The sequence below is a fragment of the Bradyrhizobium liaoningense genome (genome assembly GCF_018130825.1).
Taxonomy (GTDB): Bacteria; Pseudomonadota; Alphaproteobacteria; order Rhizobiales; family Xanthobacteraceae; genus Bradyrhizobium; species Bradyrhizobium liaoningense_B.
This window is the reverse complement of the sequence record NZ_JAFCJS010000001.1, coordinates 1,608,254-1,621,988: the sequence shown is the minus strand read 5'-3', so window position 1 is coordinate 1,621,988 and position 13,735 is coordinate 1,608,254. Positions and strand designations below refer to the sequence as shown.

The window sequence follows — 13,735 nt, the reverse complement described above, 5'->3', positions numbered from 1 at the left end:
TCGCATCACTTCGGGTTTGGCTCCTCCAAACCCGCGCCCGGCTCATCGAACCGGCCGCCCCTCGCGAGCCGGACCGCATTTCCGAGCGCGCGCGCCACGTTCAGCACCTCCTGCTGAAATTCGCGGTCTTCGTCCAGCTCCTGATGCGACGTCGCATATTTCTCCATATAGCCGACATAGCCGTCGAGCTCACCGAAGCGACCCGCCGAGATCAGGTGCATGTCCGTCAGCCAGTCAGAGAGGGTTCTACGCACCCCCTCGGCGCCGACGCTGTCGCCGTGAACCACGAGGCCAAAATGGCGGCCGGCGAGATGACGCGGATAGGGCCAGCCTTTCAGCTCGATCGCCTTGGCCTCGTCCGCCTTCTTGCCGTGCGTCGAGGTCGGATCGGGATTTCCCCCATCGGCGCACACGAGCCGGTCCATCATCGCCTTGAATCCGGCCGGGACATGGTACCAGTTCACGGGCGTCACGATCAGGATGCCGTGGGCCGCGACCCAGAGCGGATAGATCTCGTTCATCCAGTCACTGGTCTGGCCCAGCGCGTAGTTCGGATAGCAGCTGCACGGCCAGTGGCAGAGCGGCATGGCGGTGGAAACGCAGGCTTTGCAGGGATGGATGTTCTTGCCGAACTCCGAGGTCAGGCGGGAAAGATCGAGGATGTCCACGGCAAAGCCCATCTCTATGAAGACCGGCTCGGCCATCTCGACCATGCGCCAGGTCTTGGACATTTCGCCAGGACAGGTGTGCTCGCTCCGGGCTGATCCGTTGATGATGAGGACGCGGAGAGGCGCACTGGCGTCATCATGCCGCCGCTGAGCCTCGATGACTGCAGAGCGGGCATTCAGCCAGTCGACCGCGAGATCGTAATCCGGATCGGAGAAGCCTGCCCCTGCCTTTCGGGTCACCGGCGCCTTGCGCGAATGACTGTAGGCATCCCAGGCCGCTCCGATCACAGCATCCAGCTCGTGCTGCAGGGGCGCAAACGAGGGATCAACGAACTGGTCCCTGTAGCGGCGCTCAAACTCCTGGCGCGACAGTTTGACGGGCGGCATTCCCTTGCGAACGTCCGGTTGCGTCATGCTGTCTCCTCTGGATATCGGTGCGATCCAATCAACCGGAGAGTGCTGCGTGCGGTTCCTAAGGCAGGAGGCGTCGCTGCTATAGGCCGCGCAGTACCATCTTGCTATTCAGGCCAGAATTCCGCGAGCTCCTCGGCGGTCACCAGATCGACCTGACCATGGAAGCGCGTGCGATACATCGTCATGAGCGCGTCATGGCCAACGTCGGATGAGCTGCACAGGGCGTCCTCCACGATGACGACCCTGAAGCCGAGATCGACCGCGCTCAAGACCGTCGACAGGACGCAAACATCGGTTTCGGCGCCGGTGATGACCACCGTGCCGATTCCTTTTTCGATCAACGAGGCAGCCAGCGCCGGATTGCTGAACGCCGAATAGGCCGGCTTGTCGATGATGCGAGCGGGCGGAACGTGGCGTGCCAGGGCCGGGACCAGGTCAAGCGCCGATGCCGGGAGATGGTTGCGGGTGGCCTGCTCCCAACGCCGGAAATAGCTGCGCCATTGCCCGGGACGGTCCTCCGGGTGTTGCGGCGTGATGAAGCGCGAAAACGCGGTTCGCGCCTCGTGGCGCGACACGATCGTGACGATCGCTGGCAGGACGCGCTCCATCCATGGAGTCTCCCAGAGACCGCCGGGCGCAAAGATGTTTTGCATGTCGATGCAGAGATGAACGGCATCGCGAATCTCCGCGACCTCCGACTTGCTATCCCTCATTGTCTGTCACCGACGGCCTGTATGACCCGTAGTCACGAGTCCGATCGATCCGTTTGCAACGCTCACGCCTGAGGTGCGTTGCGGCGCGCGGACTAGTTTCCGGCCACTGCAGGCCTGCCCAAGAAACCTGAAACAAGAACGCTGGTTCCAAGACGCGTCCGCGAGGAACAAGCAGGAGCCTGCCTTCTTAACCGGACAGAACGACGTCGGAGGTCAGCATGGGCGACACCACGATCAAGAAAGTTTCGGCGAGCCACTCCCCGATCGGGGAGATGGGACAGACGTACCTCGTCTCCGGAAAGCACGTTTCAATGCGCTTGTGGCAGAACGAGGCGCCGCAACAGGGCGCCACGACGCAGCGAGAGTACGAGACTGTTGGCTATGTCATTGCGGGGCAGGCCGAGCTCACGCTTGAAGGGCAAACGATCAATCTGAAACCCGGCGATTCCTGGCTTGTTCCAGCGCAGGCAAAGCACGCCTACCGGATTCAGAAGACCTTCACCGCGGTCGAGGCGACAGCACCGCCGGCCCAGGTGCACGGGCGCGACGATTGAACGGCCGCGCCGACCGGCGCGAAAGAGCACCGACCAAGCTGTCAGCGACGCTCCTCGCGCCGATCGTTTGGCGTTGGATGTAGCCGGCAGGCCGCCTCCTCTGCTCGAAGGTACGTAACCTTGACCGCTCCATGAGACGACCGTACCGCCACGGGGCGTGACGTCGTGTGGGCAGCGTCCTGGATCACCCACGGTCCTGAATAGGAACCCCCGCGACGACACCGAATTGGTACCGCACAATTCGGAGGACTTCGCATGGATGGGATCATTTATCTCGTTGGGTTGATCGTAATCATCATGTTCATCCTGTCTCTGTTCGGCTTGCGGTGATCATCATGGAAACGCTGGTGAGAGCCGAAGACGCGACGGTGCGCGAGCAAGGCCGATTGCGACCATGGAGCCTGCAATGGACGCCTGTCATCGCCGGCGCCTTGGCAGCATCGGCGCTTTCGCTGATCCTGATCTCGTTTGCAGCCGCCCTCGGGCTTGGCGTGGCCTCGGCGGCACCGACGTGGCGAGACGCATCGTTTGCACTTTGGCTGCTCTCGGGCGTTTTTCTGATCTTTCAAGCCCTCATCAGCTTCGGCTGTGGCGGCTATTTTGCCGGACGCATCCGGGCGCCCTATTCTTCCGTCAACGAGGACGTCGCGACCCGTGACGGGATGCATGGTGTCGCCTCCTGGGCACTCGCCGTCGTGATTGGCGCCGTCCTGACCGCATTGGTTGCCGGGGCGGCCAGCAAGCCATCATCATCGATGATGCAGGCGCCTTCGTCTTCCGAACCATCGGTTCTGAGTTACGAGGTCGATCGCCTGTTCCGCGCGCCGCGTCGGCCGCCGAACGTCGATTTGAGCGCCGAAAGAGCTGAGGCCGCGCGCATCCTGATGACGTCGTCCAGCCACAACGGCGTTGCCACCGACGATCGCGCCTACCTCGTCCAGCAGGTCACCGCGCTGACCGGCCTGACAGGCCCGGATTCGGAAAAGCGGGTCGATGCGACGATTGTGAACGCCAAGCAGGCGATTTCCAGGGCGCGCGCGGCCAGCATCATCCTGGCTTTTTCGGCGGCCGCTGCACTGCTGTTTGGAGCCGTTGCCGCCTGGGCCGGCGCCGCGGCGGGCGGACGGCACAGGGACGGCGCACCACTTTCCACCTGGATGACGCATTCGAACCGCTGGTCAAGCCGGCCGGCGGAGACGCCGCAGTCCATGCCTTAGAACGAAGAGGACGATCGCATAAACGGGCGCCCCGGTAACGGGGCGCCCTCGTTCATCAGAACCACAACGACCCCAGTCAGCAGCCCTCGTCGTCGGCAGCGGTCGACTTGCTGGCGTCGGCCGCAGTGGACTTGGTCGATTGCTCGGCAGCCGTCGGCTGGCTCTGCATCTGACGCTGGGCATCCTGCGACGAAGCCGCGGTGCCCTCGGTCGCCTTATTCATGGCCGAGGTCGGCGGATGCTCCTTGGCATTCGATGAAGCAACTCCCGTCGTCTCACCGGCTTTCCCTGTCGTCACCGGCCCGGAGCCGGCATCGCGGCTGGCCGTATTGCAGGGCCCGCCGAGCGCAATGGTCGAACTGAGCACGAGCAGAGTGCCGGCCAGCATTGATTTTCCAAGCATGACAATCTCCTTCCTCGCATTCACCGGCTAGTGCTTGGCGGAGCCGGGTCCCGCCATCTTGCGATGCGACCTCAACGTCGTCCCGCACCCCACGTTCCAGGCGCGGACGAGCGCCGCTATCGCTCATCCGGCTTTACGCCCCTTGCCTTACGGATTCGACTTGCATCGGCTCCATGGTCAACACTCGCAAAACGCCTCGATCAGCGAGACGTTGTTCGTCCCCGTTCAAACAGGTTTGGCAGGATGTGCCGTACCGTACGCGGATGACGGTCGTGAAGCAGTCGCGCGAGCGCTTCCCGCTCCGAAGCATGCCCCTTCATCGCCGTCTCGAACAGCGCCTCCTGGACATCGCGCGGCATATCACCCCACACGTCCATGGCAGCCTGACCCAGCAGATAGGCAAAGCGTTCGTCGGCCATGTCGACCCTCCCTCTCACGCCTGAGGATAGGAACTGCAGGCGCCTGCCCGCGTTCCAAACCCATTATTTCGAGGCGGGGGAATTGCGGACACGGGACTGTTCACTGAGGACATCCAATTGATGGATGACCCGCCGATCCACGGTTTGGACGATCTCTATCGCGGCCACCAATTCAGTCGGCGAACTCGGCGATGCAACCGGCCTTCAAGGCGCCCGAGCCGTCGGTGACGATCCGTGCCAACCCAAAGCTTTGAACCGCCAGGTTCTCGGCGAAATAGCGGGCTGTCGCGATCGTGTCATGCAGGAACCTATCGTCCGGATGCTGCTTCAGGCTGTCCGCGGCAGCCAGCGCTGCCTTGGCAAGATAGGCGGCACCGGCAGTGACGGCGAACAGACGCAGATAGGGCGTAGCGGCCGCCAACCGCTCTTCCATGGAAGTTCCGCCGTGCAGGAGATGGGCCGAGGCTCGCCGGAGATCGGCTACGGCGTCGCATAGCGAAAGGCCTGTCCGCCCGAAGAGAGCGTCTGCACGCTTCTCGATCGTGCGTCCGTAGCTCTCGTATTCGTCGAACAGCTTCGCCGCGGTCGCCCCGCGGGGAAGCTTGCGCGTCACGAGGTCGATGGCCTGGATTCCATTAGTCCCTTCGTAGATCGGCGTGATCCGGGCATCACGATAGAGCTGCGCCGCTCCGGTTTCCTCCACATAGCCCATGCCGCCGTGAACTTGCAGGCCGATCGACGCGACTTCGACGCCGACCTCGCTGCAGAACGCCTTGGTGATCGGCGTGAGCAGGCCGGCAAGGGCGGCAGCGTCTTCGCGCGCCGCGGCCGAGCCGTGTTCGGCCTGATCAATGGCCGCCGCGGCGGCATAGGCGATCGCGCGGCCCGCGGCGGTGAGCGCCTTCATCGTCATCAGGTTCCGGCGAACATCCGGATGCGCGATGATCGCGCAGGGCTGCGAGCTTCCCGGCGCGCGTCCCTGGCGTCGGATCTTCGCGAAGGCGAGCGCATGCTGATAGGCCCTCTCGGCGACTGCCACGCCCTGGATTCCCGTAAAGAGGCGCGCCTTGTTCATCATGGTGAACATGCAGGCCAAGCCCTCGTTCTCCTTCCCGACGAGCCAACCCAACGCGCCGCCATCCTCGCCGAAAGACATCGCGCAGGTCGGGCTCGCGTGGATGCCGAGCTTCTCCTCGAGCCGCGTGCATTTCACATCGTTGCGCCGGCCGATGCGCCCCGCCGCGTCGAGCAGAAATTTGGGTACGAGAAAGAGGGAGATGCCCTTCGACCCTTCAGGCGCATCGGGCAGGCGCGCGAGCACCAGGTGCACGATGTTCTCCGTCAGATCGTGCTCACCATAGGTGATGAAGATCTTCTGGCCCGTGATGCGGTAGGTCCCATCGCCTGCGGGTACGGCCTTGGCCTTGAGCGCACCGACATCGGAGCCGGCTTGAGGCTCCGTCAGATTCATGGTCGCCGTCCATTCGCCGCTGACCAACTCGGGGAGATAGGCCGCCTTGAGCGCCTCATCCGCGTGAAGGAACAACGCTTCGCTCGCACCCTGGGTCAGAACCGGCCCGAGCGCGAACGACATGCAGGCGCTCGTCCACATCTCCATGCAGGCCGCGGCGAGACGGGTCGGAAGCCCCATGCCGCCCCACTGCTCCGGCAGGTCGATCGCGTTCCAGCCCGCCCGGCTCCAGGCGGAGTAGGCTTCGCGCCAGCCATCCGGCAGAGTGACCCGGCCATCGGCGAAACGGGCGCCGATGAGATCGCCTTGCCGATTGAGCGGGCCGAGAACTTCGCTCGCGAACGTGCCGGCTTCGTTCAGCACGCTGTCGATGGTGTCGGCGCCGGCGTTCCCGTGCATGCCCGCGCGGATATGCTCGCCGAGATCGGCGACCGCATCCAATGCAAACGCGATCGATCGTACCGGCGCAGCATAGTCCATGTCTTCCTCCTTACGCCGTCGAGACGACCTGCCTGCGGCACTTCGCGCCGGTCGATTTAGTTATTAAATATAACTATTACGTGTCAATTGCATTTGTGGACGGGTTGGCCGGGAGAGCCTCGCGGACGTCGACGTGTGCAGAGACGAGCTGCACAACTCGCGCGCATGTCTTCCTCGCGAACGCCCCTCGCCGGCCGGAGGCGTCGCGCAGCCGCGTCGGCGTCACCTCCAGGTGCTCGGAGCGATCCAGCGGCTCAGAATTCGGTGTAGCCTTCGGCGCCCCGCGAATACCAGGTCGCCGGATCGGACGACGAAGGTGGGAGACCTCGTGCAAGTCGGTCCGGCAAGTCGGGATTGGCAATAAAGAGACGCCCGAACGCGATTGCATCGGCCTGGCCCGCATCGAGCGCGGCCTGCCCCTTCTCCGCGTCGTAGTCGGAGTTGAGCACCAACGGGCCGTTGAAGGCCCTGCGCATCAGCGGCGCGACGGGCAGCCGATCCGCCTTGCCGTTGGTCCCGTTGAAATCCGGTTCGCGCACCTCCAGAAACGCGATTCCAAGCGTGGAGAGCATTTTCGCCGCGACGACGAAGAGCCCCTCCGGATCATCGTCGTTCACGCCCTTGATCTCACCGTTTGGCGAAAGACGTACCGCCGTCCGGTCGGCGCCGATACTTTGGATAACCGCAGCCGTCACCTCCTGAAGAAGCCGAATACGGTTCTCGGCGCTTCCGCCATACCCGTCGCGCCGCAAGTTGGAACTGCTGCGGAGGAATTGATCGAGGAGATAGCCGTTCGCCGCATGGATCTGGACGCCGTCGAAGCCCGCGCGCACTGCGTTGCGGGCCGCGCTTGCGAACTGATCGACCAAGGCGGGAATCTCGGCGACGTCCAGCGCCTTCGCCTCCTCGTAAGGCAGCTTGCCGTCGTAGGTTTGAGCGAGACCCGGGGCCGTCGTTGCGGATGCGGACACCGGGCGACCGCGTCCCGGGAAGCTCGAATGCGTCAGCCTGCCCATGTGCCAGAGCTGAGCGACGATGCGCCCACCGGCTTGATGCACCGCGTCGGTGACGGCGCTCCATCCGTCGATCTGCTCCTCGCTCCAGATTCCCGGCGCGTAGGGCCAAGCCAACCCCTCGAGGCTTATGCCGATCGCTTCGGTGAGAATGAGCCCCGCCGATGCCCGCTGTCCGTAGTACTGCGCCATGATCGGCGTCGGCACGTGGTCGGGCGTGGCGCGGCCTCTCGTCATCGGCGCCATGAATATCCGGTTGGCGGCTTCGATGGAGCCGAGCCGGATCCGGTCAAACAGACTTGCCATTCGTCATCAACGCTTCAGCAAAGGACACTTCGATTCCGAGATCGGCCTGAAGGCATCTTCACCCTTCACCGTCTTGACGATCTCGAGATAGTCCCATGGTTCCTTGGACTGCTCCGGTTTCTTCACCCGGGCAAGGTACATGTCGCGGATGACGCGTCCATCCTCACGCAGCTTGCCTTGATGCACGAACGCGTCCTCGATCGGCAGTTCGCGCATCTTCGGCATAACTTTGGCCGGATCATCACCGCCCGCCGCACTGATGGCCTTGAGATAATGAAGCACGGCGCCATAGACGCCGGTCTGGATCATCGAAGGCATGACGCCGGTCCGGGCGTAGAACTTCTTCGACCAGGCACGGGTCTTCTCGTCCATGTTCCAGTAGGACGCCGTCGTCATGTAGGTGCCCTGCGCCTCGCGCAGGCCGATCGCGTGAACATCGGCATCGAACATCAGAAGCCCGACCAGTTTTTGACCTCCGCCGACGAGGCCGAACTCGTGCGCCTGCTTGATCGCGTTCTGCGTGTCCTGGCCGGCATTGGCGAAGGCAACGACGTTCGCTTTGGAATTCTGCGCCTGCAGGGCAAAGGATGAGAAGTCGGATGTGTTAGACGGATGACGCACGCTGCCAAGTACGTCGCCGCCGGCCTGCTTGATGAAACGCGTCGCGTCCTGCTCGAGCTGGTGTCCAAACGTATAATCCGCGGTGACGAAGAACCAGGACTTGCCTCCCTCCGCCACCATTGCCGACGCCGTCACCTTCGAAAGGGCATAGGTATCGTAGGTGAACTGCACGGTGTTGGCGCTGCACAGCTCGTCTGTCAGCGAGCTCGCGCCGGCGCCCGACAGCAACAGGACCTTGTTGCGCTCCCGCGCCATGTTGTGAAGCGCGATCGCGATCGCCGAGTTGGGAACGTCGACGATCGCGTCGATCTTGCCGTTGTCGAACCAGCCGCGCGCGAGCTGGGTGCCCACATCCACCTTCATCTGGTGGTCGGCGCTGATCAGCTCGATTGGCTTGCCGAGCACGGTGGATCCGAACTCCTCGATGGCCGTCTTGGCCGCTTCCACAGATCCCGGCCCGGTGTTGTCCCGGCCCCAGCTCGACAGATCGGTCATGACGCCGATCCTGACGGCATCGTCGGAGACCTGCGAAAGCGCCGGCGCGCATGCCCCTGACGAGATCGCCAGAGCACAAAGCAACCGTTTCATCATCCCAGCCATGCCCCTCCCCACTCTCCCGCACTTGCTGCGCGGCTTCTGATATTGTTCATAACATGAACAGTTATTGTCAAGAACAAATGAGAAAGCATTTGCACCACAGGACGAACCAAGCGAAGAACAAGTCCAACAGATGGAGCAAAGGAAAAGCGTGTCCGACCAAAAGCTTCGTCCGGCGCCGATGCGGGTCCGAGAGCAGGTCGCGGGGTCGGGAGCAGCGCCCCGACATGCAAATCCCGGGAACGAGTCGTCTGCACCGGTCAGCCTGAAGAAGCTGAACGGCCTTGCCGGCTACCTGATCCGGCAGGCTCAGCTATGGGTCTTCGAGGACTTCAATGCGACACTCGGCCCCCTCGAATTGCGGCCCGTGCACTTTTCGATCCTGACGATCGTTGGGGAAAACCCCGGCTTGTCACAGATGGCGCTATCACATGTTCTGGGCGTGGTGCGATCCGCCCTCGTCCCGATGCTGGATGGCCTGGAATCACGAGGCCTGCTGAAGCGCACCCCCTCGAAGACAGACCGTCGATCCCATGCCCTTTATCTGACCGCCGAAGGAAGGATGCTGCTTGAGCGTGCCGAGGTTCTCGTTCAGGAGCACGAGAAGAGGCTCATGAAGAAAGTCGGCGTCGCCGGCCACAAGCAGTTGCTGCAGATTCTTGCGACGTTTGGCAGGCAGAAATAGCCGCACCATGTCCGATCGGCCGATATCCGGCGGCCAGGACGAGACTTCAACAATCTCAGCCAAGCGCCTGGCTTGCAAGCGCGTAGGTTACGGGCGTCTGTCCAGAGCGATCATTCGGATCATGAAACTCTCCCCCCAGCGACATCGTCGTGACGGTGTCGAAAAAGACGAGCCCACACCTAGCCAGGAAGGAGCAGAACTCACCGTCGGCCAGATGCGTGTCGATCCTCAGAAACTGCCCGTCATGAGCGGCGACATGCGGCGCGACGACTAGGATCGCATCTTCGTCGCTTGACGCGACGACAGGCCCCACGACGTGCCCTCGCCCAAACGGACGACACAATGCGAACGCTTCGAGACGACCATGCCGATAGAGTCCGAACCCGGCGGATTGTCCGAGGAGCGCCGCAAGCAAATCGGGCCGCGCGGCGCCAAATGCCTGCGCATCCAGTTGAGCGATGGCCCGTAGATCCTTCCGAGCCAGCTTCCGGAGCTCACCCCCTTCGGAAGGACTCGGCACCTCACCGGATCGCTGCACCTCGGCTTGCCGCTGGAACACCGTTCGTTCGCGATGAAAGCCGAGCGAAAGATAGAGCTTGCGCGCTGCATGCGTTGCATTGAGGCGGAGATTGCGCCCCTTGGAGGCGGACAGAATGCGCTTCATGAGCCACTGGGCTGTGCCAAGCGCCTGAAGACGGGGCGAGGTGATGACCATGCCGACAGTTGCAAAATCCGCCCCATGAGGAAACCACATGGCCGATCCCAGCACCCGTCCGATTTCATCATGAACGGCGATGCCGTGGCCGGTGTCACGCAGAAACTGCCAGTCCTCCGGGCGGTGCGGCCAGCCGACGCCGATCGAGAGGGTGTAAAGTTGATCGAGCTCGACCGTGTCGATGTCGACCGCACGCGCATCGAATGCGTCGATGGTCAGCGAACGGGTCGTGCGGGACTTCATGTCTTCCCCTGATCGGCCTGACATTGGTCGCAGTAACTTCTTCTAAGTTCGCTCCAGAGCCGCGGTAGCGCTCAGCATAAACCGAGCCTCGCCGCAGATTACGTTTCAGAACAGCCATCTGGCGAAACAATCCACCAAATCGCGATTGCATTCGGCACCGGATGGAACACCGCTCCGATAGCATAGCGCAATCGGGTGAACCCGCCATGCCCTGCGTGTCCAAAGCCCCTGCGGACAGCGCCGCTCGCGCGGTCATCGACAACATCAAGCGATATGAAGCGGGCCTCGACCTCGTCGGGCTCTTGGATCGGACTTGTGGTTACTGAGAGGAGCCCAACTTGCTGCTGAAACGGATTGATCCCAACCCGACTTTCGCCCCGAAGGAATCCGGCCCGATCCCGGAGCGGCTCATTGCCGGCGCGCCGCATTTCAAGACCTGGGCGCAGGACGAGGCCAAGGGTGAGCTGGTGCATACCGGCGTGTGGGAAGCGACGCCGGGCGAGACGCGCTCCATCAAGGGTGAGACCTTCGAATTCTGTCACATCCTCGCCGGCAGGATCGAGATCACGCCGGATGGCGGTGAGCCGATCACGTTCAAGGCCGGCGACAGCTTCGTCATGAAGCCCGGCTTTACCGGCGTTTGGAAGACCCTCGAGACCGTCCGCAAGATCTACGTCACGGTGTCATGAGCCTGAGCTTCGATCCCGACCGGATTCCGCTGCCGATCGGCCATTTCATCGGTGATCGATTGCTGGAGACGTCCGGTCAGCTTCCGCTGCACCGGCCTTCGGATGGCGCGCTCTACGCCGAGTGTCCGGTTGCCTCGGCGGAGACCGTGGACGAGGCGGTCCAAACCGCCAGGAGGGCGTTGAAGACCAGCAACTGGGGCGGCGTGCGCCCGCGCGAACGAGCCAACGTCCTCAAGCGCTGGGCCGACCTCATCGAGAGCGAAGCCCAGATGCTCGCCAAGGTCGAGGCGATTTCGTCCACTCGTCCGGTCGGTCAACTCGTCGCGGGAGACATCGCGATCACCGCGGAGCAGATCCGCTTCTTCGCCGAATTCGCCGACAAGGAGGGCAGCGACCTCGTGCCCACCGACGACGAGCACCTCGGCATGGTCATGACCGAGCCATATGGGGTTGTCGGCGCGATCACGCCCTGGAATTTTCCGGTGAACATGGCGGGATGGAAACTCGGGCCGGCCCTCGCCGCGGGCAATGCGGTCGTGCTGAAGCCGTCCGAGATGACGCCGTTCTCGTCCATCCTTCTCGCCCAACTGGCCGTTAAGGCAGGCATGCCTGCGGGGCTCATCAACATCGTGCTCGGCGACGGGCCGACCACCGGCGCAGCCATCACCGGACATCCCGACATCGCCAAGGTGAGCTTCACCGGATCGACCCGCGCGGGCGCTGCCATCATGGCCAATATCGCGCAGACGGGCATCAAACCCATGACTCTCGAGCTCGGCGGCAAGAGCCCACAGCTCGTCTTCGCCGATGCCGATCTCGACCAGGCCGCCACTGCGATTGCGGGCAGCATCCTCGCAAATGCCGGCCAAGCCTGTGTCGCGGGATCTCGGCTCATCGCCCACAGCCTCGTGGCCGAGCCGCTGGTGGAAGCCATCATCGCCCGTATGCAAGCTGTCCAGGCCGGCCCCACTTGGGAGGCCGCATCGACCTATTCCCCGATCATCTCCGAGAAGCAGCGATCGCGGATTGACGCGATCGTGCAGGCGGCCCGCGCAAAGGGCGCCGAATGCCGCACGGGCGGCGGACCGATGGAGGGCAAGGGCTATTTCTATACGCCGACGCTGCTTGCAAAGGTGGATCAATCTTCTCCCGCAATCACCGAGGAGATCTTCGGACCGGTGCTGACGCTTCAGACATTCACGACCGAGGAGGAAGCCCTGGCACTCGCCGACCACCCTACCTACGGCCTTGCCGCCGGGCTCTTCACCCGTGACGTCGCGCGCGTCATGCGGATCACGCGCGCCCTCCCGGCAGGCACCGTCTGGGTCAACCGCTACGGCCGCTCGCGTGATCACATCCTGCCGACGGGCGGCTACAAGCACTCCGGCATCGGCAAGGATCTCGGGCGCGAAGCCTATCACGCCAATCGTCGCTCCAAGAGCGTGCTCATCCACGTCGAGAGGCATTCATGAAAGCTTATACGATCGCACTCATTCCCGGCGACGGCATCGGCCGCGACGTCACCGACACCGCGTGGACGGTGCTCGAAGCCGCCGCCAGGCATTCGGGCTTTGCACTCAGCGGAAAGACGTTTCCGTGGTCCTGTGCGTTCTACAAGGAGACGGGCGCCATGATGCCTGCCGACGGCATCAAGACGCTCGCGACGTTCGACGCGATTCTGCTTGGCGCGGTCGGCTGGCCGGCGGAGGTGCCCGATGCCGTGTCCCTGCACGGCCTGCTGCTGCCGATCCGGAAAGGGTTCACGCAATATGCCAATGTCAGGCCACACCGCCTGCTTCCGGGCGTCAACGGCCCGTTGAAGACCACCGAGTTCGACATTCTCTGCATCCGCGAGAACACCGAAGGCGAATATTCGGGCGCCGGCGGACGCGTGCATCAGGGCACCCCCGCGGAGATCGCGGTCGAGACCTCGGTGTTCACGCGCGCCGGCGTCGAACGGATCCTGCGGTTCGGCTTCGAACAGGCCCGCAAGCGGCGCAAGAAGCTTGCCTCAGTCACCAAGTCGAATGCGCAGAAATACTCGATGGTCTTCTGGGACGAAGTAACGCGACTGGTTGCTGCCGACTATCCGGACGTCGAATGCACGAGCTACCATGTAGACGCGCTCTCGGCGCGCATGGTCATGGCGCCGGAGAGCCTCGACGTCGTCGTCGCGTCCAATCTGTTCGGCGACATCCTGACCGATCTCGGTGCAGCCATCCAGGGCGGGCTCGGCTTCGCCGCCTCCGCCAACATCAATCCGGAGCGTAGTGCTCCGTCGATGTTCGAGCCCGTTCACGGCTCGGCGCCCGACATCGCCCATCTCGGGACGGCCAATCCGATCGCAGCCATCTGGTCCGGGGCCATGATGCTCGAACATCTTGGCGAGGCCAAAGCCGCTGTCCGCATCATGTCCGCCCTGGAGGCCACGACGTCCAGCGGCATCGGTACGGTTCCAGGCAAGGAGCGCACCGAGGCCATCACGACAGCCGTACTTTCCCGTCTCTCCTGAAACGACAAGGCGCAA

The 13,735-nt window shown here is 63.4% G+C and carries 15 protein-coding genes; 7 read left to right on the top strand and 8 right to left on the bottom strand.

All coding sequences use genetic code 11. The annotated features are described in order from the left end of the window. Nucleotides 1–5: 5 nt before the first annotated feature. Nucleotides 6–1,082, bottom strand: coding sequence for a flavodoxin family protein (locus tag JQ603_RS07935; RefSeq protein ID WP_212337894.1), 1,077 nt, complete (start codon nucleotides 1,080–1,082; stop codon nucleotides 6–8). 104 nt (nucleotides 1,083–1,186) lie between these two features. Beyond that, nucleotides 1,187–1,795, bottom strand: a complete 609-nt coding sequence (locus tag JQ603_RS07930) for a cysteine hydrolase family protein (protein WP_212337893.1) — start codon at nucleotides 1,793–1,795, stop codon at nucleotides 1,187–1,189. A gap of 218 nt (nucleotides 1,796–2,013) precedes the next feature. Here JQ603_RS07930 and JQ603_RS07925 point away from each other — a divergent pair, with 218 nt between their 5' ends. Continuing rightward, nucleotides 2,014–2,349 carry a cupin domain-containing protein gene (locus tag JQ603_RS07925; RefSeq protein ID WP_212337892.1) on the top strand — a complete coding sequence of 112 codons (336 nt, stop codon included), beginning with the start codon at nucleotides 2,014–2,016 and terminating at the stop codon, nucleotides 2,347–2,349. Nucleotides 2,350–2,684: 335 nt separating this feature from the next. Continuing rightward, nucleotides 2,685–3,566, top strand: coding sequence for a hypothetical protein (locus JQ603_RS07920; RefSeq protein WP_212337891.1), 882 nt, complete (start codon nucleotides 2,685–2,687; stop codon nucleotides 3,564–3,566). A 76-nt stretch (nucleotides 3,567–3,642) separates the two neighbouring features. Here the strand turns inward: JQ603_RS07920 and JQ603_RS07915 are convergent, their stop codons facing one another. The 5 genes from JQ603_RS07915 to JQ603_RS07895 all read right to left on the bottom strand — a co-directional run bounded on the left by JQ603_RS07915 (nucleotide 3,643) and on the right by JQ603_RS07895 (nucleotide 8,840). Beyond that, nucleotides 3,643–3,969 carry a hypothetical protein gene (locus JQ603_RS07915; RefSeq protein WP_212337890.1) on the bottom strand — a complete coding sequence of 109 codons (327 nt, stop codon included), beginning with the start codon at nucleotides 3,967–3,969 and terminating at the stop codon, nucleotides 3,643–3,645. 200 nt (nucleotides 3,970–4,169) lie between these two features. After that, nucleotides 4,170–4,388: a hypothetical protein gene (locus JQ603_RS07910; protein WP_212337889.1), complete on the bottom strand. Its 219-nt coding sequence runs from the start codon at nucleotides 4,386–4,388 to the stop codon at nucleotides 4,170–4,172. Between the two features lie 172 nt (nucleotides 4,389–4,560). Next, nucleotides 4,561–6,300 (bottom strand): acyl-CoA dehydrogenase, encoded by a 1,740-nt coding sequence (locus JQ603_RS07905; protein ID WP_349630706.1) that lies wholly within the window; start codon nucleotides 6,298–6,300, stop codon nucleotides 4,561–4,563. A gap of 293 nt (nucleotides 6,301–6,593) precedes the next feature. After that, on the bottom strand, nucleotides 6,594–7,658 hold the full coding sequence (locus JQ603_RS07900) for an alkene reductase (protein ID WP_212337887.1): 1,065 nt from the start codon (nucleotides 7,656–7,658) through the stop codon (nucleotides 6,594–6,596). Between the two features lie 6 nt (nucleotides 7,659–7,664). Beyond that, nucleotides 7,665–8,840 carry an ABC transporter substrate-binding protein gene (locus JQ603_RS07895; RefSeq protein WP_349630710.1) on the bottom strand — a complete coding sequence of 392 codons (1,176 nt, stop codon included), beginning with the start codon at nucleotides 8,838–8,840 and terminating at the stop codon, nucleotides 7,665–7,667. On the opposite strand from JQ603_RS07895, the gene JQ603_RS38400 reads away from it, so the two are divergent. Both JQ603_RS38400 and JQ603_RS07890 read left to right on the top strand, forming a co-directional pair. Further along, nucleotides 8,773–8,919 carry a hypothetical protein gene (locus JQ603_RS38400; RefSeq protein ID WP_349630713.1) on the top strand — a complete coding sequence of 49 codons (147 nt, stop codon included), beginning with the start codon at nucleotides 8,773–8,775 and terminating at the stop codon, nucleotides 8,917–8,919. The genes JQ603_RS07895 and JQ603_RS38400 overlap by 68 nt on opposite strands. A 108-nt stretch (nucleotides 8,920–9,027) precedes the next feature. Beyond that, a complete protein-coding gene (locus JQ603_RS07890) occupies nucleotides 9,028–9,561 on the top strand; it encodes a MarR family winged helix-turn-helix transcriptional regulator (RefSeq protein ID WP_349630705.1) in 534 nt (177 codons plus the stop codon). Between the two features lie 55 nt (nucleotides 9,562–9,616). Here JQ603_RS07890 and JQ603_RS07885 read toward each other — a convergent pair whose 3' ends face one another. Continuing rightward, a complete protein-coding gene (locus tag JQ603_RS07885) occupies nucleotides 9,617–10,519 on the bottom strand; it encodes a GNAT family N-acetyltransferase (RefSeq protein WP_212337884.1) in 903 nt (300 codons plus the stop codon). 338 nt (nucleotides 10,520–10,857) lie between these two features. On the opposite strand from JQ603_RS07885, the gene JQ603_RS07880 reads away from it, so the two are divergent. Genes JQ603_RS07880 through JQ603_RS07870 form a run of 3 tightly spaced genes read left to right on the top strand, consistent with a single transcriptional unit; the run spans nucleotide 10,858 to nucleotide 13,720 of the window. Beyond that, the gene (locus JQ603_RS07880; protein ID WP_212337883.1) at nucleotides 10,858–11,208 is read left to right on the top strand and encodes a cupin domain-containing protein; all 351 of its coding nucleotides are present in this window, start codon (nucleotides 10,858–10,860) and stop codon (nucleotides 11,206–11,208) included. Next, on the top strand, nucleotides 11,205–12,680 hold the full coding sequence (locus tag JQ603_RS07875; RefSeq protein WP_212337882.1) for an aldehyde dehydrogenase family protein: 1,476 nt from the start codon (nucleotides 11,205–11,207) through the stop codon (nucleotides 12,678–12,680). The genes JQ603_RS07880 and JQ603_RS07875 overlap by 4 nt, the downstream gene beginning before the upstream one ends. Beyond that, on the top strand, nucleotides 12,677–13,720 hold the full coding sequence (locus JQ603_RS07870; protein WP_212337881.1) for a tartrate dehydrogenase: 1,044 nt from the start codon (nucleotides 12,677–12,679) through the stop codon (nucleotides 13,718–13,720). Before JQ603_RS07875 ends, JQ603_RS07870 begins: the two co-directional genes overlap by 4 nt. Nucleotides 13,721–13,735: the final 15 nt, after the last annotated feature.